This window comes from Paracoccus aerodenitrificans, assembly GCF_027913215.1.
Lineage (GTDB): Bacteria > Pseudomonadota > Alphaproteobacteria > Rhodobacterales > Rhodobacteraceae > Paracoccus > Paracoccus aerodenitrificans.
On sequence record NZ_CP115784.1, the window covers coordinates 2,633,696 to 2,656,129 of the forward strand.

Sequence of the window (22,434 nt, forward strand, 5' to 3'; positions counted from 1 at the left end):
AACAACTATCTCCGGCAATGTCCAGAACTTAAGCTGGAAAAATCGGAACAGCTATCCGCCGGAAAGTCAGCAAACCCTGCGGCAAACGGACCCACATAACCTTCAACAACGAAAAGCCGCGACCCCGCCAATTCAGGATCACGGCATTTTCTGAACTTATCCGACAGACTGTCCGGCGTTTAAGCGGCGATCCGTTCGGCAGCCTCGCTTTCGATCAGATCGGCATGCAGGACCTTGATCGCACGTTCCAGATCGTCGCGATCCAGCAGGAACTGGACATCGACCGCGCGGGTCGGCTGATGCGCCGCCTCGACATTGATCCCGGCCTGCGCCAAAGCCTGAAGGCCGCGCATCAGCGTATGCTGCCCGGTCAGGTTCCGCCCCACCGCCGAGGCAATCGCTGCCGAACGGGCCGAGACCTGCGCCGCAGGGTAAAGCTCTGACAGCTCATTCTCGATCCGGCGTGCGCGTTTGGGCGGCGTGGCGAGGAAATGCGTGATCGTGTTCGCATTCGAGGTTTTCGAGACGATGAAGGCGTTATGCCGGGTCAGCACTTCAAGGATCTTCGAATCGTAGCCTTTCACGCCGACCATATCCTGCTCGAACACCTCAAGGGCGACGACGGGCAGGCCGGTGACGATTTCAGCCCCGGTCGTTTCGGCAAAACTGTCATTGATCAGCGTACCGGGATCGTCAGGTTCAAACGCATTCGTGACCCGCAGCGGAATCTGCTTCTGGCGCAGGGTCTTGGCGGCTTTCGGATGGATCGCCTCCATCCCCAGATTCGCCAACTGGTCGGCCACATCGTAATTCGTATGGCCAAGCTTGCGCACGGCCTCCTGCCCGACAATGCCGGGATCGGCAGAGGACAGGTGAAATTCCTTGTGGATGATCGCCTCGGACGCATTGGTCAGAGCCGCCATGCGCGAGAACGTAACCTCGGAATAGCCGCGGTCGAATTCGGCCATCAGCCCTTCGGTGCATTGCGCATAGCCGGTCACGATGGGCAGTTCAGCGGTCAGGTCGATGCCCGTGATCCCCGCCGTCAGGCGCTCGTCCAGAGTCAGTTCCCGTTCATCCCGCCAGCCGGTCAGATCGACATAACGCGCGGCCACCCCGGCGCGGTTCAGCAACAGCGAGGCGACAAAGGCCGACTGCGCTTCCCCGAGACCGGAAAGAAGCTCACGGAACACCATCATGTGTCGTGACAGCCGGAAATGGCCATAGCTGCAAAGCCGCTGAAGATCGAACAGACATGAGCGTGCGCCCTCGATCCGTTCGCGGACAAAATCATCGGCACGGCTCAGATCAGCCGGATGATCGAGAATATCATGATTCGCCGCCCGCATCGCCTCGGCCACACGGTCGAGCGCCTCCAGCCAGCCATGACCTTCCGAGGCATTGGCGAAGCTTGCATAGACGCCCGGCTCTCCGGTCTTCTTATGCTCCAGCAGTAGGTTGGTAATCCCGCCAAATGCCGAGACGACAAAGATGCGTCCGTAAAGATCGGCCCCCTTGCGGTCGCCGATCAGAAGCGTGTCGCGCAGCTCTTTCAGCCGACTCATGGATGTGCCGCCGATTTTCTCGACAGTATGTGCGGGGAAATTCAGATCGGTCATTCGCTTTCCCGGCCCTTGTGACGGGCCGGGCCTCTGACTGATTGTTATAATATCGCGCAAATCGCGAATTCAGGCATCCTCGGGTGCGGCGGCGTAGGAACCATCCGCCTGATGGACCTCATTGCCGGTCACGGGCGGGTTGAAGCAGCAGGCCATGACCAGTTCTTCCTCGGCACGGAGCGTATGCTTGTCGTGCAGATTCAGTGCATACATCACGCCGGGCGTGATTTCATGCGTCTCGCCGGTCGCAAGATCGGTGATCGAGCCCTTGCCGGACATGCAGTACACGCTTTCGAAATGGTTCTTATAATGAAAGGTATGTTCCGAACCCGCCTCAAGCGTGGTGATGTGGAACGAAAACCCCATCTTGTCGTCGGCCAGCAGCATGCGGACGGATGACCATTGTGCATCCTTCACATCGCGGTCGGTATTCTTCAGCTTGTTGAAATCACGAATAATCATATTGGTTTACTCCGCTGCGATCTGGTTGTTTCCGGTAGCTTCGCGCATCGCGGCCTCCAGGATATCCAGACCTTTGGTGAAAATTTCATCAGGAATGGTCAGCGCCGCAAGCACCTTGACCACTTCTTCGTGAGCGCCCGAGGTTTCGATAATCAGACCGTTCTCGAAACATTTCGCGCAGATTTTCCCGGCCAGTTCGCCACTGCCGACATCGATCCCGCGCATCATGCCACGGCCTTTCAGCGTGGCATCCGGAACCAGTGCAGCCATTGCCTCCAGCCGCTGGCGCAGATAGTCGCCCTTGCGCTGAATATCCTGCACAAAGCCCTCATCCGCCCAGAATTTCTCAAGCGCGACGCGAGCCGTCACAAACGCATGCGTGTTGCCCCGGAACGTGCCGTTATGTTCGGCGGGCTTCCAGATATCATGCTCGGGCTTGATCAGCAGCGCCGCGAAAGGCAGACCCATGCCGGAAAACGACTTGGCCTGCGTGATCATATCGGGGTCCAGCCCATATTCCTCGGTCGAGAAATACGTCCCGGTCCGGCCGATCCCGGCCTGAATATCGTCGATGATAAGCAGCGCACCATGCTTCTGGGCAATGCGCTGAATACCCTGCAGCCATTCCTTGCTGGCCGCGTTCAGGCCGCCCTCGCCCTGCACCGGCTCAACGATAAAGGCCGCAGGCGCGTCGATCCCGCTGGACGGGTTGTCGAGCGCCCATTCAATATATTCCAGCGTGTCGGTGTCGCCCATCGCGTTCTCGAAAGGCATATGGGTCACATCCGCCAGACTACCGCCGCCTGCCCCGCCGCGCTTGCCAGCATTGCCGGTCAGCGCAAGGCTGCCCATCGTCATGCCATGAAACGCATTGGTAAACGCGATGATATTGCGGCGATCGGTGACCTTGCGGGCCAACTTGATCGCGGCCTCGACGGCATTGGTCCCGGTCGGGCCGGTCATCATCACCTTATAGTCCAACCCGCGCGGCTTCAGCACAATGCGCTCAAAAGCGTCCAGAAACGCGGCTTTCTGGACAGTGAACATGTCCAGCCCGTGAGCGATGCCGTCATTGCCGATATGCTCGATCAGAGCAGCCTTCATATCCGGGTCGTTGTGACCGTAATTCAGCGATGAACAGCCCGCGAGAAAGTCGATATACTCGCGACCCTTCTCATCGGTCATGACTGAACCGCTCGCCTTGGTGAACACCGTCGGAAAACTGCGGCAATAGGAACGCGCCTCGGATTCGCGGCGCTCGAAAACTGCGGTATCGGCCGTCTTGTCAGTCGGCATGAGAGTTACCTCGGGAAAAATGAATGGGAAAGGGTCCGGTTTCTGTGCCGCCCATCAGGCGACGCGGGCCACCGGTGCCGAAAAGCGGATCGTGACCATATGTTCAGTGGCGTGCTCGCCGTCGAAATGGTCGTCCTTCTTGAAATGAGGCTCATCGGTGAGAATGCCATTATGACGATCCGCCAGACTGCGGAACAGGCCCCAGCTTGCATCGTTATCGCGGGTGATGGTGGTCTGAAGTTTCAGTACACCGGCCATATCCTCGCGCGACAGAAGCTTGTCCAGCATCCGTCCACCAAGACCCAGACCACGCGCCTCTTCCGAGACGGCGACCTGCCACACGAACAGCGTATCGTCCGCGTCAGGCAACAGATAACCCGAGATCCAGCCGACAGGCACACCGTCCTTTTCAGCCAGAATGCAGGTATCCGCGAAATGATCGCACTGGATCAGGTTGCAATACATGCTGTTTTCATCCAGCGGCTTGCACGCCTTGATCAGTTCCCAGATGTTGCTGCCATCCTCTGCCTCCGGCTTGCGGAAGGTCAGCCTGTCCTGAGTTTCGTTCTCGATCATGTCTTTCACGTCGCGATCCCCGATTTATTTCGAGACACTAACTAACACAATTTTCCCCTTTTGCAACCGCAGCATTCCTTTTCCACGCGCTTATAGCGCATTTACGCGCTTTTCAGCCAAGTATTACTGGATGTTTCGTAGTGTAAATTTTTTATAACTCTAAGGAATTATCTTTAGGGAATTGACCAGACCCCGCGAATCCGGAAAATGACCTGACCTTGGCGGGGTAAGGGGGCTGAACTTGGACCGGATCGATGTTTGTCTGATTGCGTTGCGCCGTATCCTGCGGGCGACCGAAGTGCATGGCAAGGAACTGGCGCAATCCGCAGGGTTGACGCCGGTGCAATTGCGGGTGGTCCAGATCGTCGCCGAGACCGGCAGCACGACCGGCACAGCCATTGCCCGGCGAATGCATGTCGCGCCCGCAACCGTGACCGCTATGATCGACAAGCTGGAACGTCTGGGCCATGTCACCCGTCAGCAAAGCCAGACCGACCGGCGGCAAACCATGATCCTGCTGACCGAGGCCGGACGCACCGCGCTTGAACGCGCTCCGGATGCGCTTCAGCAGCGTTTTGCTGCTGATTTCGACGCATTGCCCGACTGGGAGCAGGCGATGATGATCTCTGTGCTGGAGCGGGTCGCCTCGATGCTGGACAGTCAGGACGGCAGCCCGGCTGCGGTTCTGTATCCGGGCGAGCTGTAGCTTTTTCCTATCGACACCTGCCCGCATATGGCGCATGCCCTACGTTTAATGGCGTCTCGCACTCTGCCCGGAAACAATTATAGGCCCGGCATGTCCACTCCGGCGCTCAGCATATCCCATCTGCAGAAAACCTATCACCGCGCCGGAACGCGGATTCCGGTTCTGTCCGATGTCAGCCTCACACTGGATTTCGGGCAGTCTCTGGCACTGACCGGAGAAAGCGGGTCTGGCAAAAGCACCCTGTTGCACCTGATCGCGGGGCTGGATCGACCGGATGGCGGGAAGATCGTCCTGTCAGGGCAGGATATCTGCGATTTGCCGGACCGGGCGCTTGCACGGCTGAGGCGGCAGAAGGTCGCGCTGATCTTTCAGCAATTCAACCTGATCCCAAGCCTGAATGTCTCCGATAATCTGGCGATGCATGCACGGCTTGCCTCTCGTTACGATGCGGACTGGACAAGGGCGCTTGCCGACCGGCTGGGGCTTGCCGGGCTGGCCGAGCGGATGCCCGATCAGATCTCGGGCGGTCAGCGGCAGCGCGTGGCGATCGGCAGGGCGATGGCGCTGCGCCCCGATCTTCTGCTTGCGGATGAGCCGACGGGCAATCTGGATGAAGAGACAGCGGATCAGGTCATGGCAGAGTTGCTGGGCCTCGTGGAAGATATCGGCTGCGCCCTGCTGATGGTGACGCATTCCACAAGGCTTGCAAATCGTCTGGAAGCCCGGCTGCATCTGAGCCACGGACAGGTCGCACTGCCATGATTCCTGCGGTGCTGGCGACGCTCTGGTCGCATTGGCGGCGCAATCCGGTTCAGCTTTTCACGCTGATCACAGGGATCGCCCTTGCAACCGCGCTGTGGACCGGGGTGCAGGCGATCAATGCCGAGGCCCGCGCCAGTCTGGACAATGCCGCACGCATAACCGGCATCGCAGAACTGCCTCGCCTTCAGCGCCACGATGGCGGCACAATCCCGGTTGAGGATTTCGTGGCGCTGCGCCGGTCGGCGGTGCTTGTCAGCCCGCTGGTTCAGGGCGACGCTGAAATTGCACCGGGAGTCACCGTTTCCCTGACCGGGATAGATCCGCTGACGGCACCATCCGGCATCTGGCCGAACGCGAATTTCGACACACATCCCACGGCACCGGATACGATCTTTGTGCCGCCGGGCAGCGCATCCGGGCCGGGACTGATCGAAAGCGACGCAGTCCCATTGGGCGAGGCGGTGACGGATATCGACACCGCGATGCAGCTTCTGGATCGCCAGGGCTATGATGCGCTGATCCTGACACCGCCCCAGCCTCTTGCATCGCCAGACCCCGGAACCGTCATCCCGGCGCTGCGCCGCGTCGATCCTTCGGTCCCGGTTGACCCTTCTGCCCTGACCGAAAGCTTCCGGCTGAATCTGACCGCCTTCGGTGCTTTGTGCTTTGTCGTGGGGCTGTTCATCATTCGCGGGACAACCGGCCTTGCAATGGCGCAGCGCAGGCGGACCGTAACCGTGCTACGCTCACTAGGGGTTCCGTCCCGGCTGGTCACGGCGCTGATGCTGGCTGAGCTGGCCGCGATCGCGGCAATCTCCGGGTTGCTGGGCGTGGTGCTGGGATATGTTCTGGCAACGATGCTGATGCCCGGCGTGTCGGGAACGCTGGACGGGATCTACGGAGCGCAGGTCGGGACCGGGATCGCCTTGCGTCCGGTCTGGTGGCTTGGCGGTCTTGCAATTGCGATCCTTGGCACCTTGCTGAGCGCATCCGGCCCGATGATCCGGGGCGCCCGCCATTCGGTCCTGTCCGAAGATCGCCCGCTCAGGCCCGGGATTCTGTCGCTTGCGGCAGTCATACTGTTTTGTTTCGCCGCTGCGCTTGTCCTTTGGGGAGATGGGCTGCTTGCAGGGTTCGGAGCGATGGGCCTTGTGCTTCTGGGAACTGCGGCGCTGATGCCCGCTTTCCTGACCGGAATGCTGCATATGCTGCGCCGGGCGCTACGCGGCTCCCTTCCTGAATGGGTTCTGGCCGAGACCCGCGCACAGATCCCCCAGATGTCACTTGCCATGACAGCATTGCTGATGGCGCTGTCGGCCAATATCGGCGTTGGCACAATGGTGGACAGTTTCCGCAAGAGCTTCACCGACTTCATAGATCAGCGACTCGCCGCCGAACTTTACGTCTCGACCCCGGACGGAGACACCACTTTCGCGGCATTCCTGCCCGAGGATACAAGGCTTCTGCCGCTCCGCTGGACCGATGCAGTCATCGCGGGTCAGCCGACCGAAATCTATGGCGTCGTTGATGATATCACCTATCGCCGCGACTGGCCCTTGCTGTCGGGCGGGGAGGAAAGCTGGCAGGCGGTACATGCGGGGCAAGGCGCGATCATAAACGAACAGCTTGGCTATCGCACCGGGCTGTCCACAGGCGATACGATCTCGCTGCCCGACGGAGATGCAAGGATCGTCGGGATCATCACCGATTACGGCAACCCGTTCGGGAAGGTCTATGTCTCGGATACCCGGCTGAGCCGCATCGACCCGGATGCAGTTGCGATGCGCTATGGCATCCGCAGCGACGACCCGGCCCGGATACGCGATGATTTGCTGGCCGCAGGTGTTCCCGAAGACCGTATAGGCTTGCAGGACGACCTCAAGGCGGCGTCGATCCGCATATTTGAGCGCACTTTCGCCGTGACCGCCGCGCTGAACGCCCTGACCCTTTCAGTGGCGGGTTTCGCCGTGCTGACATCGCTTCTGACCATGACCAACGCCAGATTGCCGCGTCTTGCCCCGCTTTGGGCAATGGGTATCCACCGCAGGCAGCTTGCGCTGCTGGAGCTGATCCGCGTCACGCTGACCGCCGCAATGACCGCCCTTCTGGCGCTGCCACTGGGCATCGTGCTGTCATGGCTTCTTCTGGCGGTCATAAATGTCGAGGCATTCGGCTGGCGCCTGCCTTTCCGCGCCGATCCGGTGGGCTGGCTTGGCCTGATGGGGCTTGGTTGTCTTGCCGCTTTACTGGCCGCATTATGGCCCGTGTGGCGTCTGGCCCATATGCCTCCGCGTTCCCTGACAGAGATATTCACCGTTGATCAATAGGCGCATTTTCCTGCTGGCAGCATTATCCGCCCCGCAACTCCGTGCGCAGGGCTTCGCCGGGCTTGGAGAAACGTCCGACGGATATGGGCAACCCGATCCCGACCGGCCTGTGACCTTCCCGCGCGACCATGCCCCCCATCCGGATTACCGGATCGAGTGGTGGTATCTGACCGCCCCGCTCAGCTTTGCCGACGGCACATTGCTGGGTGTTCAGTGGACGTTGTTCAGGTCAGCACTGACATCCGGGGCAGAATCCTCCGGCACCGGACCGTCGCAGGCATGGCTGGGTCACGCAGCGGTCACGACTGCCGACACGCACCGCGTGGCCGAGCGCTACGCGAGGGGCGGCACCGGGCAGGCAGGTGCCTCTGGCCAGCCATTCGAGGCATGGATCGACGAATGGACCATGCGCGGAGAGACACCGGAGGCATTGCGCCTGACCGCTGGCGGAACGGATTTCAGATATGATCTGCAACTTCGCGCCGAAGGACCACTGATCCGGCACGGCAAGGACGGGTTTTCGGTGAAATCCTCGGCGGGGCAGGCAAGCTATTACTACTCACAGCCCTTTTACCGGGTGCGCGGCACGGTGGATCTGGGGAACGGGCCGAAGGATGTGATCGGGCAAGGCTGGCTTGACCGGGAATGGTCCAGTCAGCCTCTGGCCGAGGATCAGTCCGGCTGGGATTGGTTTTCCCTGAATCTCGACGATGGCCGTCGCATTATGGCCTTCAGGCTGCGGGGGGCCGAGGATTATCTGTCCTGCACACTGATAGACCGCGACGGCAACAGCATGGCTTTGGACAATGACCAGATCATCCTGCGTGCAGGCAGGCGCAGAAACGGCGTTCCCGTCAACTGGACGCTTACCCTCGCACGGCACGATATTTTCCTGACCATCGAGGCGCTTAACCCGGATGCCTGGATGACGACGCGGATCCCCTATTGGGAGGGACCCGTCAGCATCAGCGGCAGCGCATCCGGCCGGGGATATCTGGAGATGACTGGATATGAACGGCGCGGCTAGCCTGCCCCATGCGCCCGCGATATCCGGCGCAAGCAAAAGCTGTGCCCTTGTCAGCCCGTAACTGTTGCGCCAAAGTTGATATTCGTGCGCCCTGCATGACAGCGCAGGGCGAGCACCAAAAAACGGGGAGCCTTTGCCATGAAGATTTTGATGAACCCTCGCGCGATATTGCTGGCCTCAGCAGTCGCCGTCGCGCCGATGGCCCATGCTGCGACACCTGACGACACGCTTGTCGTCGCCGCCGCGATCAACGACATCATCACGCTTGATCCCGCGCAGGCTTTCGAGTTTTCCGGCATCGACGTGACGACCAACCTGTATGACCGTCTGGTGGATTTCGATCCGCTCGATCTGGAGGCAGGCTTCAAACCCAGCCTTGCCGAAAGCTGGGAGGTCTCAGAGGACGGGCTGTCCGTCACCTTCACCATGCGCGAAGGCGTGACCTTCCATTCCGGCAACCCTGTCCGCGCCGAGGATGCCGCATGGTCCCTGCAACGTGTCGTCAAGCTGAACAAAACCCCTAGCTTCATTCTGACCCAGTTCGGCTTCACTCCTGAAAATGTCGAAGAAAAGATCACCTTCGACGGCAATACGCTGACGCTGAACCTCGATAAGCCCTATGCGCCGTCCTTTGTGCTGAACTGCCTGACTGCCGGTGTCGCCAGCGTTCTGGACAAGGAACTCGTCATGCAGAATGCCGAGGGCGAGGATATGGGCAATGCGTGGCTGACCTCGAACGATGCCGGCTCGGGCGCGTATGAGCTTGCAGCATGGCGTGCGAATGAGGCGGTTCAGCTTACCGCCTTTGAAAACTACTGGAACGGCGCGGCAGAGATGAAGCGCGTCATCATCCAGAACGTGCAGGAATCCAGTGCGCAGCGCCTTCAGCTTGAGCGCGGCGATATCGACGTAGCGCGGAATCTTTCGCCCACCGACGCCGAGGCACTGACCGAGGCAGAGGGCGTGAAGATCGAGGATCACCCGCGCGGCCGCATCCTGTATCTCGGCCTGAACCAGAAGGATGAGTTTCTGTCAAACCCCGCCGTTGTCGAGGCGATGAAATATCTGGTCGACTATGAAGGCATCACCAACAGCTTCCTTCAGGGTCAGTTCATGGTGCATCAGAGCTTCCTGCCGGAAGGCTATCTGGGTGCGCTCGACGAACAGCCCTTCACCTATGACGTGGAAAAGGCCCGCCAGATCCTGACCGATGCCGGCATCGAGGGCGGAGAGATCACCACCAGCGTTCGCGATCTGCGCGAATACACCGATGTGGCGCAGGCGCTGCAAGGCTCACTGTCTCAGGTCGGCATCACGCTGAACATCCAGCAGGCGACGGGTGCGCAGAATCTCGATGCCTATCGCGCCCGCGAACTTCCAATCTATATCGGCGAATGGGGGCCTGACTATTCGGACCCGAACACCAATGCCGCGACCTTTGCATTCAACCCCGACAACAGCGACGAAGCCAACGCAACCGGTCTGCTGGCCTGGCGCAATGCCTATGCGGTGCCGGAGGATATGAACGAGGCCACCGTGGCCGCGACTCTGGAACAGGACAGCGATACCCGCGCCGAAATGTATCAGGAGATTCAGCGCCGCTATCAGGCCGAAGCGCCGATCATTCCGCTTTTCCAGCGGATCGAACGCAGCGGCCTGCGCGAGAATATCCAGAACTGGCAGCCGGGCGGCGCGGTGACCTCGGTCATTTATCATGCCGTGACCAAGGGCGAGTAATCCTTGGCAGATACTTCCGCAGATCATGGCGGGGGGCAGAACGACAATCTGCCCCCTGAACAGCGCTTCAGCGCCGCCCGACACCGGGCCGGACGTATTGGCGGCGTGATCCTGTCGCTTGCGCTGACATTGCTGGGGCTTCTGCTGATCACCTTCATCATTGGCCGGGTGATGCCGATCGACCCGGTTCTGAAGGTCGTGGGCGAGCGGGCGACACAGGCGCAATACGACGCGGCCTATCAGGCGATGGGGCTGGATCAGCCTCTCTATGTGCAGTTCTTCAGATATCTGGGCGATGTTCTGACCGGCGATTTCGGTCGTTCGATCTCGACAGGGCAGCTTGTGTCCGACGATATCAGGCGCGTCTTTCCTGCGACAGTGGAACTGGCCACGCTTGGGACATTGATCGGGGTCTGTATCGGCGTACCGCTTGGCGTTGTTGCTGCCGCCAATCGCGGCGGGCTGATCGACCAGATCGCCCGGGTTGCGGCGCTTGTGGGTTACTCGGTTCCGATCTTCTGGCTGGGGCTGATGGGACTGTTGATTTTCTATGGTATTCTCGGCTGGGTCGGAGGACCGGGACGGCAAAGCATCATCTATGACGGCATGGTCCCCGAGGTGACCGGTCTGATCCTGCTCGACAGCCTGATCGCCGGGGATTGGGGCGCGTTCCGGGATGCATTTTCCCATATCATCCTGCCCGCCTCGCTTCTGGGCTATTTCAGCCTCGCCTATATCAGCCGGATGACCCGCAGCTTCATGCTGGAGCAGCTTTCCGCGGAATATATCACGACGGCACGGGTCAAGGGGCTTTCCGAACGCGCAGTCATCTGGCGCCACGCTTTCCGTAATATCTCGATCCCTCTGGTCACCGTGATCGCGCTGTCCTTCGGGTCCCTGCTTGAAGGCTCGGTACTGACCGAGATCATTTTCAGTTGGCCCGGCCTTGGCCAATACGTGACCAACGCGCTTCTGGCGGGGGATATGAACGCGGTGCTTGGCGGGACCGTGGTGATCGGGGTCTGCTTCGTCGGACTGAACCTGCTCAGCGATCTTCTGTACCGGGTACTGGACCCGAGATCGAAATGAACGACACAACCCGACATATGACCCGGCGCGAATGGCTGCTGAGCGACGCACCTCAGACGCGCAGACAGGCCCGGCTGGGTTCGCTGTATCAGGGCTGGCTGGTGTTCCGCGCAAACCGGCTGGCGATGCTTGGGCTGGTGATCCTGATCCTGCTGGTGCTGATGGCGATCTTCGCGCCGGTTCTGGCCCCGCAGAGTCCCTTCGCGCAGGATCTGGCCGGCCGTCTGCAACCACCCTCGGCCGAGCACTGGCTGGGGACGGACCATCTGGGCCGCGATATCATGTCACGGATCGTCATGGGGTCGCGGATCACCCTGTTCATCGTCGGCACGGTGGCGCTGATCGCGCCGATTATGGGACTGTTCATCGGTACGGTGGCCGGTTTCACCGGAGGATGGGTGGACCAGATCCTGATGCGGATCACCGATATCTTTCTGGCCTTTCCCAAGCTGATTCTGGCACTGGCTTTCGTGGCGGCGCTTGGTGCCGGGATTGGCAATGCGGTGCTGGCGCTGGCGATTACCGCCTGGCCGCCCTATGCCAGACTTGCCCGCGCCGAGACACTGACCATCCGCAACGCCGATTATATCTCGGCGGCACGGTTGCAGGGCGCAGGGCCAATGCGGCTGCTGATCGGGCATATCTGGCCGCTTTGTATCAGTTCCCTGATCGTGCGGGTGGCGCTCGATATGGCGGGTATCATCCTTTCGGCGGCAGGGCTTGGTTTTCTGGGGCTCGGTGCGCAGCCTCCCATGCCGGAATGGGGCGCGATGATCGCGGATGGGCGGATCTATATCCTCGATCACTGGTGGGTCGCGGCAATGCCCGGACTTGCAATCTTCGTCGTCTCTCTGGCCTTCAACCTTCTGGGTGACGGGCTGCGCGATGTGCTCGATCCGAAAGGGGCGAAAAATTGACCGACCCGCTTCTGTCGATCCGCAATCTGCGCGTTTCATTCCCGACCAGGCAGGGCGTGTTCGAGGCGGTTCGCGGCCTTTCCTTCGATCTGGGACATGAGCGTCTTGGCGTGGTCGGCGAATCCGGGTCGGGGAAATCCATGACAGGCCGCGCAATATTGGGGCTGGTCCCTTTCCCCGGAGAGGTCACCGCTGACCGCATGGAGCTTACCGGCGAGAATATCCTGAACCTCTCTGCCCGCGAGATGCGCCGGATCAGGGGAAACCGTATCAGCATGGTCATGCAGGACCCGAAATTCAGCCTGAACCCGGTGATGCGCGTCGGCGACCAGATCATGGAAGCATACCGGCTGCATAGCGGCGGCGGGCGGACACAGGCACGGCGCAAGGCGCTGGATATGCTGGAGGCCGTGCAGATCCGCGACCCCGAGCGCGTGTTCAACGCCTATCCGCATGAGGTCTCGGGTGGGATGGGGCAGCGCATCATGATCGCGATGATGCTGGCCCCCGATCCCGAGATCCTGATCGCGGATGAGCCGACCTCGGCGCTTGATGTGTCGGTCCGCACCGAGGTGCTGAACATCATGGACGGGCTTGTGCGCGACAGGGGCATGGGGCTGATCTTCATCAGCCATGACCTGAATCTTGTAGCGCAGTTCTGCGACCGCGTCCTGATCATGTATGCGGGGCGCATTGTCGAAACGCTCAATGCCTGCGACCTGAGTCAGGCAAAACACCCCTACACGCAGGGCTTGCTGAACAGCCTGCCGCGTCTGGACAAGCCTTCCGAGCGTTTGCAGGTGCTGAAACGCGATGAGGCATGGAGGGACGCGCCGCTGATCGAAGAATCACTGGAAACCGAATTGCCGGGCGGGCTGTGATGGCAGAAAATCACCAGGCACAGCCGCAGGACCGGCGATATCTGCGCGTCGACGGGCTGAATGTCTGGTTCGGGGACCCTCCGAACCGCGTTAGCGCCGTGCGCAGTGCCAGATTTTCGATCGCTCAGGGCGAGAGTTTCGGGCTTGTCGGAGAATCCGGCTCGGGCAAATCGACCATTCTGCGTGCCATCGCCGGGCTGATCGACACATGGTCGGGCCTGATTGAGGTCGATGGCCAGCAGGTACAGGGCAACCGCCGCGACCGGCATTTTCACAAGCTGGTCCAGATGGTGTTTCAGGACCCCTATGCCAGCCTGCATCCGCGTCATTCCGTCGATCACGTCCTGTCCGAGACGCTTCGCCTTCAAGGCATGGACGATATCGACGCAAGGATCACCCGCCTGCTGGAGGATGTCGGACTGGGTCGCGGCTTTCGTTTCCGCTATCCGCATCAGCTTTCCGGGGGTCAGCGGCAACGCGTCGCCGTCGCCCGCGCTCTGGCCGCCGGGCCGAAGATCCTACTTCTGGACGAACCCACAAGCGCATTGGATGTCAGCGTTCAGGCCGAGGTGCTGAACCTTCTTTCGGATCTGAGGGCGGAACACGGTCTCACCTATCTGATGGTCAGCCACGATCTTGCCGTGATTGCCCATATGTGCGACCGGCTTGCGGTGATGCGGCAGGGCGAAATCGTCGAGATCATGAATGTCGGCCAGTTGCGCCGGGCCGAGGCCTCGGACAGCTATACCCGGCAACTGATCTCACAATCGGGGAATTACATGCGCGGCTGAGCCATAGCATGCGCCGCGCGGTCCTGTTCGGGCAACCGGACCGATACATCCCCCCGGATCAATTATAAGCTTCATATATATCAGCTTGTCCTTCGCGGTTTTCCCGGGCAATCTGCGGCCACGTGTCGCAGCGCTTTATGCTGGTCGGATTTTCCCAGCATTTACAGCCCCGCTCAACGGATCTGTTTAGAATCGACTATTAATGGAGAACCCGGACAATGCTCATTCGCATTCTGAGTCTGCTGTTCCTGCTTGCCGGTGCCGTTCTTCTGGCCGGCGGCGGCTGGCTGATCTATCTTGACGGCAGCCCGTATTATCTTGTGGCCGGTATCGGCTTTTTCCTGACGGGTCTGGTGCTGTGGCGCAGGCGCGCCTCGGCTTACGGCATTTATGCAATCACCCTGGCATTCACGCTCGGCTGGGCATTATGGGAGGTCGGCTTCGACTGGTGGCAACTTGCCCCGCGCGGCGGCGTTCCGGTCCTGCTTGGCCTGCTGCTTCTTCTGCCGCCCCTGCGCCGCGGCTTTGCGGGGCCCGCAGTCCCGGTCGGGCGCGGCCTTCTGGGTTTCGTCACCGTGGCGGCCATCGGTGTTGCGGTCTATTCCATGTTTCAGGACCCGTCCGCCTTGCATGGCGAACTGACCAAAAGCATCGCTCAGCCGCTCCAGGAAAACGGGGTGAATACCGGAAATGAGGCAGGCGACGGAGAGTGGCATCAATATGGCCGGACCAGTTTCGGCCAGCGTTGGTCCCCCCTGGATCAGGTGACACCGGAGAATGTCGCCGATCTTCAGCTTGCCTGGCAATATCAGACCGGCGATGTGAAGCGCCCTGACGACGTCAGCGAGACCACCTATCAGGTGACACCGATCAAGGTCGGCGACAGTCTTTATGTGTGTACGCCGCACAACCTTGCCATATCGCTGGACGCGACCACCGGCGAAGAGAACTGGCGCTACGATGCCAATTCGGGGATGAACCCGGATCGCCAGCACCAGACCTGCCGCGGTGTGACTTGGTGGGAGACCCCGGCGGCTCCGCCCGCAGACGCAACTCCGCAACAGGTCGAACTGCATAACCGTGCACTGGCGGAATGCCCGCGCCGGGTCTATATGCCGACCGCTGATGCACGGCTGATCGCGCTGAATGCCGACACCGGAGAGCTTTGCAGCTTCTTCGCCGATGGAGGTGAGCTGCATCTGGAAAACGGGATGGAGTATAATCCAGCCGGTTACTACTATTCGACCTCGCCGCCTGTGGCCACCGATGGAAAGCTGATCATCGGCGGGGCCGTGAACGACAATTTCTCGACCCGTGAACAATCCGGCGTGATCCGCGCCTTCGATATCAACAGCGGAGAGCTGATCTGGAATTGGGATAGCGGCAATCCGGATGAAACCGCGCCGATCGATGTCGCGGCGGGCGAGACTTACACCACCAACTCGCCGAATAGCTGGTCGGTGTTCAGCTACGATGAAACTCTTGGACTGGTCTATATCCCGATGGGGAACCGGGTTCCCGATCAGCTTGGCATGAATCGCAGCCCCGAGGTCGAGCGGTATTCCTCCTCGGTCGTCGCTCTGGATATCCGCACGGGCCGGCTTCGCTGGGTGCGCCAGATGGTCCATCACGACCTGTGGGATATGGATGCGCCCGCACAGCCTGTACTGGTCGATCTGACCCGCAATGGCGAGATCGTCCCCGCGCTTGTCGCGCCGACCAAGCAGGGCGATATGTGGGTGCTGGACCGCCGCACCGGCGTCCCGCTTTCACCGCGCGAGGAACTGCCTGCTCCGGGCGGAGCCATCCCCGAAGATTTCACCTCTCCCACCCAGCCGATCAGCAAGCTGACCTACAGGCCCGACACACTGCGCGGCAGGGATATGTGGGGCGTGACGATGTTCGACCAGCTTTCCTGCCGGATCAAGCTGCACAGCCTGAACTATGAAGGCCAGTACACGCCTCCGTCACTGAACGGGACCATCGTCTATCCGGGCAATTTCGGAACCTTCAACTGGGGTTCGGTCGCGGTCGATCCCGAGCGTCAGGTGATGTTCGGAATGCCGACCTATCTTCCTTTCACCGCACGGCTTGTCCCAGCAGAAGACATCCCCCCGAAAGGCGAGGATGAAACCGCCAGCGAGCAGGGTCTGAACCGGAATGAAGGAGCCGATTACGGCGTCTTCATGGGACCGTTCCTGTCGGCGCTCGGCGTCCCCTGCACGGCTCCGCCCTGGGGCTTCGTGTCGGGTGCCGATCTGCGTAGCGAGAGCATCGTCTACAAACTGAAGAATGGCACTGTCGAGGATATGACCCCGCTGCCACTGAAGATCAAACTGGGTGTGCCCGGCATCGGAGGCCCGATGACGACACGTTCGGGACTGGCATTCCTCGGCGCGGCGATTGACAACTATGTCCGTGCCTATGACCTGACAACGGGCGAACAGCTTTGGGAAGCCCGCCTGCCCGCCGGTGGCCAGTCAACGCCGATGACCTATTCGGTAGATGGCAAGCAATATGTCGTCATCGTCGCAGGCGGTCATGGATCAATCGGGACGAAACCGGGGGATTATATCATGGCATACGCTCTGCCCTGAATTTCTACGCCTGGTCCCAAAACAGCGCCCGCATTTGTGGCGGGCGCTGTTTTGGTAGATTTTAGATAAGACCATACCCGAAATTTATTTGAATTTGATCGTTATCATCACTGCGCGAAGATCCAGACGCCGTAAAATTTGTTTATACTACCGAACTATCGTAAAATCTGGTCGGATATGCTGCCCGACGAACAAGGCAGGTACCCCGCCCGTAAAACCAAGTGTCACGGGCGGGACGATTTAGGTATCAGCGGCCGAACACTATCGGGACCAGTGACATCACCATACTCATTGTCACCAGCAGCGCGACGATGTTCAGGACAACACCGGCACGCGACATCTGCCTGATCGAGACCTCACCAGAGCCGAATGCCACCGCGTTGGAAGGTGTCGCCACCGGCAGCATGAAGGCAGAGCAGACTGCGAAGGTCATCACCACAGTCATCACGAGAGGGTCTATCCCGACTCCGATCGCGACAGACCCCATGATCGGGAAAAACGCGGCGGCGGTGGCGGTGTTGCTGGTCAGCTCGGTCAGGATCAGACCAACTGCAGCCGCAGCGGCGAGGATCCAGAAATCCGGCAGATCCGCCAGACCCGCGACCTGATTGCCGATCCAAGCCGACAGCCCGGTCGAGGTAAAGGCGCCCGACAGGCTCAGCCCGCCGCCAAACAGGATCAGAAGACCCCACGGGATATCGCGGGCTGCCTCCCAGGGCAAAAGCGCCAGCGGACGACCCTTCGCCGTCTTTTCACCCGACGGAACAAGGAAGCAGGCAATAGCAGCAGCCATCGCCACCTGCGAATCCGAGATCCCCTTCAGCCACGGCATGGCAGACGCGACGGCCTGGTTTCTGGCAATCAGCGGGACCACAACCCAGAAGAAGATCGCGGCCAGAAAGATTGCCGAGACCCGCTTTTCGGGTGCGCTCATCGGGCCGAGCGCACGATATTCGCTGTGGATCAGCTCCTGCCCGCCCGGCAACTCGCGCATACTGCTTCGAAAGACCAGCTTCGTGAGGACAAGCCACGTCACGACCAGCATGATAATCGCGAAGGGCACGCCTATCAGCATCCATTGGCCGAAGCCCATCTCATAAATATCCTGCTCCAGCAGATAAGCCTTCATCAGCGCGGTCGGCGGTTGCCCGACAAGCGTTGCGACCGATCCGATGGTCACGCCATAGGCGATGCCAAGCAGCATCGCGGCGGAAAAATTTTCGTCCGCCCCTGCCCCTTCAACATTGCGCACCAGCTTGATGATCGACACCCCGATGGGAACCATGATCACCGCGGTCGCCGTGTTCGAGATCCAGGCGGAGATGAACGCCGAAGCCAGCATGATCCCCAATACCATGCGGTCAGGCCGCGTACCTACGGCCTGAACCGTGGTCAAAGCGACGCGGCGATGCAGGTTGCTGCGCTCGGTCGCAAGGCCCAGAATCACTCCGCCCATCACCAGAAACACGACAGGATTTGCATATGGTGCGGCAGACTCGGCAAAGCTGCCGATGCCTAGCAGCGGGAACAGCACCAGAGGCAACAGAGAGGTGACCGGGATCGGCGCCGCCTCGGTCATCCACCAGATCGCCATCCACAAGGCGCAGCCCGCTGCTGCACGCCCCGTGAAGCCAAGGCTGTCCGGCAGCAGCCAGATCGCCAGCACAGCAAGAACAGGTCCAAGCGCCATCAGCGAATAGCTGACCGCCGCGTTTTCATCCGGGCCCAACGCGGGGCTTTCCGATTGGCTCATGTGAATTTTCCTCCGTCCATCGCGGCAAGAGTGCCGAAATACTCGACGGCTTATGGCATGGCCCATGCAACCGGGCCATTTCACCCAGGGTATCAGGCGATACCCCAGGCACACTTCCTCAGCGCCCGCCGGGATGACTATCTTCAGCACATCCACCCACGCTCATCGAAGGAGGAGTAAGATGCGCAACGTTACCACCGAGAATGTCACGGATGTCGTGATTGACGCTCTTGGCAAACACGGCGAAGTCACGCCCCGCAACCGTGAAATCCTGACCGCACTGATCCGTCATCTGCACGATTTTGCCCGCGAGGTGAAATTACAGCATGGCGAGTTTCTGTATGGCTGCGACTTTCTGGCTCGTGCGGGGCAGTTGAGCGATGACAAGCGGCAGGAATTTATCCTGCTTGGCGATATTCTCGGCTTCGAGGTGCTCGTCGATATGCTGACACACCCCGCCGATGGTACGGCCAGTGAATCGACCGTATTGGGGCCGTTCTATCGTGAGAACCCTCCGGTCCTGCCGAAAGGCGCTTCGATCGTACAGAAACATTTCGACAATGAAGAAACCATCTATTTCGAGGGCTATGTCCGCGACAAGGACGGCAACTCGCTGAAAGATGTGATCGTCGATGTCTGGGAGGATGCGCCGAACGGACTCTATGAAAACCATGATCCCGATCAGCCCGACTACAATCTGCGCGGACGGCTGAAGACTGACGAAAACGGGCACTATGCCTTTAACGCCGTGCGCCCTGTCGCCTACCCTATCCCCGACGACCACACCGCCGGAGAGTTGATCCGGGCAATGGGCCATCATCCGATGCGACCGAGCCACATGCATTTCATGATCCAGAAGGATGGCTATCGCCGTCTGATCAGCCAGGTATTCGACTCACGCGATGAATATCTGGACAATGATTCCGTCTTCGCGGTGAAGGAAAGCCTGATCGGTCAGTACAAGCCTGCTCCAAAGGAAATGGGCGTCGACCTTCATATCGAGTTCGACTTTGTGCTGACCGAAGATGAAACGGCCCGGCTTGCTGCCGAATAAAAACCTGCGGCGCGGGCTTGTTCCCGCGCCGCGAAGCTGAGAAGGACATATCATGCCGATACTCCACTGGTCCCCGAGATCGCCCTTCGTGCGCAAGGCAATGGTCGCGATCCACGAGAAGGGTCTGGCCGATCAGATCGAGATCCGGCGTACTCCGGTCGATCCTCTGATTCCGCTGGAACCATTCATGGCGCTCAATCCGCTCAGCAAGATCCCGACGCTGGAACGCGAAGATGCGCCACCCATCTTCGATTCCCGCGTTATCATGGAATGGGCCGATACGGTCGGTACGGCTGGCCCGAAACTGTTCCCGGACGATCCCGAACAGAGATGGCGCGTCCTTTCGCTTGAGGCGATGGGCGACGGTCTTCTGGATCACGCACTGCCCTGGCTTGTCGAGACTCGGATGCGGCCCGAGGAATATCGCTATGACAAGCAGATCGACGTCTATCGCCGCAAGCTTTACAGCCTGTCCGACTGGCTGGAGCCACGCATTGATGAGATCGCCAGTGGCGGTTTCAACGCCGGCCAGATCGCGCTTGCCGTCGCCTATTCCTATATGGATTTCCGCTTTGCAGGTGAAAACTGGCGCAAGGGGCGCCCTGCCCTGACCGCATGGCACGAACAGGTCTCACAACGGGCTTCGATGCAAGCGACCGCCTTCCGTGACGACCCGCGCCCCGACGCCTGAATTTCAAGGATAACCCGCAATGAAGATCACCCGCATAGACGCGATCCCCTTTTCGATCCCGTACAGCAAGCCTCTGAAATTCGCGTCGGGTGAGGTTCATTCTGCCGATCATATCCTCATCCGCATCCACAGCGAGGATGGACTGATCGGCACCGCAGAAGCGCCGCCCCGGCCCTTCACCTATGGCGAAACGCAGGTCGGTATCAAAGCACTGGTCGAAGGCATATTTGCCGAACAGATTCTGGGCCACAGCATTTTCGAGCGCGAGAAAATACACGCCCTCCTGAACCGGACGGTAGGCAATCCGTGCGCCAAAGGTGCGGTAGATATCGCCATATGGGATCTGATCGGCAAAGTGCTGAACCAGCCGGTCAGCAGGCTTTTGGGCGGCTATACGGATCGGTTGCGTGTCAGCCATATGATCGGTTTCGACGAGCCCGCCAAGATGGTCGAAGTGGCTGAACGTTGTATCGAGGAATTCGGCATCACCACCTTCAAGGTCAAGGTCGGTCGTCGCCCTTTCCAGTTGGATGTCGATGTCTGCCGCGCATTACGCGAACATTTCGGTGACAGGATCGAGATGTATATCGACGGCAATCGCGGATGGACCGCTTCGGAAGCCGCGAGAGCCATGCGGGCCATGTCCGATCTGGATTTGCTCTTCGCGGAAGAACTGAACCCCGCAGATGAGGTCATGGGACGACGCTGGCTGGTCAGCCAAAGCCCGATTCCCAGCTTCGCCGACGAATCCGCACCGACCCCCGCCCATGCTGTACGCGAATTGCTGGACGGCGGTGCCACGGCGATTGCCATCAAGACGGCACGAACTGGCTTTACCTATTCGCAGCGTGTCCTGTTCCTGTCGGAATCGCTTGGTGTCGAAAACTATATCGGCAATCAGATCGACGGTCAGGTCGGCACGATGGCCTCACTGGTCTTCGGGACGGCCTATCGGGCAACCGCTTCTCGCGCGGCCGAGTTGTCTAATTATCTCGATATGGCCGATGACCTGCTGACCGATCCGCTCACCATCTCGGGCGGCGAAATGAAACTGCGCGACCTGCCCGGCACCGGCGTTCTCATCGACGAGGACAAGCTGCGCCACTATCGCACCGACATCTAGGCCAATTGCACTTTCCCGGTCCCGATGTTTCTGTGCATCGGGGGTACGGAAATGAACTTTCGACAATTGACCTATTTCATGGCCGTGGCAGAAGAACTGCATTTCGGTCGCGCCGCTGAAAGGCTTGGCGTCGCCCAACCGCCCCTGAGCCGCCAGATCAAGCAACTGGAAGACGAACTCGACACGCTTCTGTTTCATCGCGGTCGCAGCGGCGTCACCCTGACGCAGGCTGGAAAGCGGCTGTTCGAACGCGGAACCGAGATCCTGTCATTGATGGATGACAGCAAGCGTGAAATCCGCCGCATCGGACAGGGAATGCAGGGTCGGCTGCGCCTTGGATATGTGGGATCGGCGGTCTACGGCGTCCTGCCAACCATCGTAAAATCCTATCGCGCAGCAAATCCCAAAGTCTTCCTCAGCTTCTCGCCGATGAATAATGCCGGGCTGCAGCAGGCTCTGATCCGGCGAGAAATCGACATTGCCATCGCACGCCCGCGTCTGATCGACAAGGAAATCACCTCACGTCCGCTTGGCGATGAGCCACTGATCCTTGCGGCACCAGATACGATGTTTCCGGGCAGCACAGCGATAGACTGTCATGATATCGCCGATCAGGTGCTGGTACTTTATCCCGAATATCCGCGCCCCAGCTTTGCCGATGTCGTCTTGCAGGCGCTTGCGACGCAAGGGCTGACCGATCCAAAGCGGATATTCACAATGGATGTCAGCACGTCCCTTGGCCTTGTCTCGGTAGGCGAAGGCGTGGCAATCGTGCCTGCCTCCGTGGGGTCGGGAACACGCAACGGCATCCGCTTCCATCCATTCGCCAGCAATATAGGCACAACCGGTCTTTCAGTCAGCCACCGCATCGACGATCAGAGTGTGCATGTGAACGGCTTTGTCGACGTCGCCCGGATGGTCGCACGACGATCACTGAGTTGAGCTTGTCAGGAAAACGCCGATCCCGGTATTTTCTGGTTGGTCGAATCCGCGTCCGCTCGTTGAATATGGAATTGTCTAAGCTTA

Annotated in this window: 19 protein-coding genes; 14 read left to right on the top strand and 5 right to left on the bottom strand. The window is 60.1% G+C overall.

Annotation, left to right across the window (positions count from 1 at the left end; all coding sequences use genetic code 11):
- Positions 1 to 179: 179 nt before the first annotated feature.
- The 4 genes from PAE61_RS14300 to ectA all read right to left on the bottom strand — a co-directional run bounded on the left by PAE61_RS14300 (position 180) and on the right by ectA (position 3,953).
- Positions 180 to 1,619, bottom strand: a complete 1,440-nt coding sequence (locus tag PAE61_RS14300) for an aspartate kinase (RefSeq protein WP_271113049.1) — start codon at positions 1,617 to 1,619, stop codon at positions 180 to 182.
- A gap of 69 nt (positions 1,620 to 1,688) precedes the next feature.
- On the bottom strand, positions 1,689 to 2,081 hold the full coding sequence (locus tag PAE61_RS14305; protein ID WP_271113050.1) for an ectoine synthase: 393 nt from the start codon (positions 2,079 to 2,081) through the stop codon (positions 1,689 to 1,691).
- Between the two features lie 6 nt (positions 2,082 to 2,087).
- On the bottom strand, positions 2,088 to 3,377 hold the full coding sequence (ectB, locus tag PAE61_RS14310; protein WP_271113051.1) for a diaminobutyrate--2-oxoglutarate transaminase: 1,290 nt from the start codon (positions 3,375 to 3,377) through the stop codon (positions 2,088 to 2,090).
- Between the two features lie 54 nt (positions 3,378 to 3,431).
- Positions 3,432 to 3,953, bottom strand: coding sequence for a diaminobutyrate acetyltransferase (gene ectA / locus PAE61_RS14315; protein ID WP_271113052.1), 522 nt, complete (start codon positions 3,951 to 3,953; stop codon positions 3,432 to 3,434).
- A gap of 241 nt (positions 3,954 to 4,194) precedes the next feature.
- On the opposite strand from ectA, the gene PAE61_RS14320 reads away from it, so the two are divergent.
- The 10 genes from PAE61_RS14320 (at position 4,195) to PAE61_RS14365 (ending at position 16,787) form a co-directional block, all read left to right on the top strand.
- A complete protein-coding gene (locus PAE61_RS14320) occupies positions 4,195 to 4,659 on the top strand; it encodes a MarR family winged helix-turn-helix transcriptional regulator (protein WP_271113053.1) in 465 nt (154 codons plus the stop codon).
- A 90-nt stretch (positions 4,660 to 4,749) separates the two neighbouring features.
- Complete coding sequence (locus tag PAE61_RS14325) at positions 4,750 to 5,421, top strand: ABC transporter ATP-binding protein (RefSeq protein WP_271113054.1); 672 nt, start codon at positions 4,750 to 4,752, stop codon at positions 5,419 to 5,421.
- Entirely contained in the window at positions 5,418 to 7,748 is a 2,331-nt protein-coding gene (locus PAE61_RS14330) for an FtsX-like permease family protein (protein ID WP_271113055.1), read from the top strand. The genes PAE61_RS14325 and PAE61_RS14330 overlap by 4 nt, the downstream gene beginning before the upstream one ends.
- Positions 7,741 to 8,775: a lipocalin-like domain-containing protein gene (locus tag PAE61_RS14335; RefSeq protein WP_434803136.1), complete on the top strand. Its 1,035-nt coding sequence runs from the start codon at positions 7,741 to 7,743 to the stop codon at positions 8,773 to 8,775. Before PAE61_RS14330 ends, PAE61_RS14335 begins: the two co-directional genes overlap by 8 nt.
- 138 nt (positions 8,776 to 8,913) lie before the next feature.
- Positions 8,914 to 10,512 carry an ABC transporter substrate-binding protein gene (locus PAE61_RS14340; protein ID WP_271113057.1) on the top strand — a complete coding sequence of 533 codons (1,599 nt, stop codon included), beginning with the start codon at positions 8,914 to 8,916 and terminating at the stop codon, positions 10,510 to 10,512.
- A 96-nt stretch (positions 10,513 to 10,608) separates the two neighbouring features.
- Positions 10,609 to 11,601, top strand: a complete 993-nt coding sequence (locus PAE61_RS14345) for an ABC transporter permease (RefSeq protein WP_271115166.1) — start codon at positions 10,609 to 10,611, stop codon at positions 11,599 to 11,601.
- The gene (gene nikC, locus PAE61_RS14350) at positions 11,598 to 12,518 is read left to right on the top strand and encodes a nickel transporter permease (RefSeq protein ID WP_271113058.1); all 921 of its coding nucleotides are present in this window, start codon (positions 11,598 to 11,600) and stop codon (positions 12,516 to 12,518) included. The genes PAE61_RS14345 and nikC overlap by 4 nt, the downstream gene beginning before the upstream one ends.
- Positions 12,515 to 13,399: an ABC transporter ATP-binding protein gene (locus PAE61_RS14355; protein WP_271113059.1), complete on the top strand. Its 885-nt coding sequence runs from the start codon at positions 12,515 to 12,517 to the stop codon at positions 13,397 to 13,399. The genes nikC and PAE61_RS14355 overlap by 4 nt, the downstream gene beginning before the upstream one ends.
- Complete coding sequence (locus PAE61_RS14360; protein WP_271113060.1) at positions 13,399 to 14,190, top strand: ABC transporter ATP-binding protein; 792 nt, start codon at positions 13,399 to 13,401, stop codon at positions 14,188 to 14,190. Before PAE61_RS14355 ends, PAE61_RS14360 begins: the two co-directional genes overlap by 1 nt.
- A gap of 218 nt (positions 14,191 to 14,408) precedes the next feature.
- Positions 14,409 to 16,787, top strand: coding sequence for a glucose/quinate/shikimate family membrane-bound PQQ-dependent dehydrogenase (locus PAE61_RS14365; protein ID WP_271113061.1), 2,379 nt, complete (start codon positions 14,409 to 14,411; stop codon positions 16,785 to 16,787).
- 247 nt (positions 16,788 to 17,034) lie between these two features.
- Here the strand turns inward: PAE61_RS14365 and PAE61_RS14370 are convergent, their stop codons facing one another.
- Positions 17,035 to 18,540, bottom strand: a complete 1,506-nt coding sequence (locus PAE61_RS14370; protein WP_271113062.1) for an SLC13 family permease — start codon at positions 18,538 to 18,540, stop codon at positions 17,035 to 17,037.
- A 181-nt stretch (positions 18,541 to 18,721) separates the two neighbouring features.
- On the opposite strand from PAE61_RS14370, the gene PAE61_RS14375 reads away from it, so the two are divergent.
- From PAE61_RS14375 to PAE61_RS14390, 4 genes are read left to right on the top strand one after another with little or no spacing between them, the layout of a single operon-like run.
- The gene (locus tag PAE61_RS14375) at positions 18,722 to 19,594 is read left to right on the top strand and encodes a dioxygenase family protein (RefSeq protein WP_271113063.1); all 873 of its coding nucleotides are present in this window, start codon (positions 18,722 to 18,724) and stop codon (positions 19,592 to 19,594) included.
- A gap of 52 nt (positions 19,595 to 19,646) precedes the next feature.
- Entirely contained in the window at positions 19,647 to 20,285 is a 639-nt protein-coding gene (locus PAE61_RS14380; RefSeq protein ID WP_271113064.1) for a glutathione S-transferase family protein, read from the top strand.
- A gap of 19 nt (positions 20,286 to 20,304) precedes the next feature.
- Complete coding sequence (locus PAE61_RS14385) at positions 20,305 to 21,408, top strand: mandelate racemase/muconate lactonizing enzyme family protein (RefSeq protein WP_271113065.1); 1,104 nt, start codon at positions 20,305 to 20,307, stop codon at positions 21,406 to 21,408.
- 51 nt (positions 21,409 to 21,459) lie between these two features.
- On the top strand, positions 21,460 to 22,350 hold the full coding sequence (locus PAE61_RS14390) for a LysR family transcriptional regulator (RefSeq protein WP_271113066.1): 891 nt from the start codon (positions 21,460 to 21,462) through the stop codon (positions 22,348 to 22,350).
- Positions 22,351 to 22,434 lie beyond the last annotated feature (84 nt).